The organism is Tyzzerella sp. An114 (assembly GCF_002161055.1).
Classification (GTDB): Bacteria; Bacillota; Clostridia; order Lachnospirales; family Anaerotignaceae; genus Fimicola; species Fimicola cottocaccae.
The window spans coordinates 1-816 of sequence record NZ_NFLT01000067.1 but is presented as its reverse complement, the minus strand read 5'-3'; the positions used below and the strand labels follow the sequence as shown (position 1 = coordinate 816).

Below are 816 nucleotides of genomic sequence, written 5' to 3'. Positions count from 1 at the left end.
CCTGTTACTTCCATAATAGTAGCTATATCCATATTCTTTTTCAACATATTTATAGCTGTTTTTTCAACACCTTCTGCTATGCCTTTTTCTATACCTTCTTCATATATACCAATACTTAAATTACACATATCTATAACCTCCCTCTCTATATTCTTAGAAATATTATAGTTGAAGTCTTCTTTTAATATCCTTTGTTTTTCTTCTATAAGCATATCATTTCTTAAAAGTATTCTAAGGAATTTTAATAAATTATTATCACTTTGACTTTTTCCTAATAATACCATAACTACTTTCATTAAATCATAGTTCTTTACTTCTTCTTTAAAATTACCTACTATATTATTTTCTTGTATTGAATATGATGTTATTGTATTAGAATCCTTTATTGGTGGATTTGGGCATATCCATATTGAATAGACCTTTTTAATTTTTTCATAGTGAGAGTCTACAAATTCTGTTCCATGTTGTGCTGACATCATTCTACTACAATAATATAATGCTCTTTTTATTAATGGATATCCCGGATGATATTTGTTTTGTGCTTCTACATTTACAATAAGTTGTATTAAGCCATCTGTATTTGGTACAGTTGCTAAAAATCGTATATCATATGTAACTGTGCCTTCATCTATTGATTTATCTTCATTACTTAATCCTCTTATTTTATTTGTATTTGTTGGAAATACTTCTTCGCTTTATATTTGTGGTGTACCTTCAATATATTTATTTGCTATATCTTCAAGACTGCAATCTTTGAATTCATCAACGCACTCTTTCATTATACGAGAAAGTATATCTTTTTCAGCAAATAACTGT

1 pseudogene is annotated in these 816 nt (G+C 27.2%); it reads right to left on the bottom strand.

Going from position 1 to position 816, the window contains the following annotated elements:
* Nucleotides 1-509 (bottom strand): annotated as a pseudogene (locus B5E58_RS13275) (hypothetical protein); the annotation flags it as partial.
* Nucleotides 510-816: the final 307 nt, after the last annotated feature.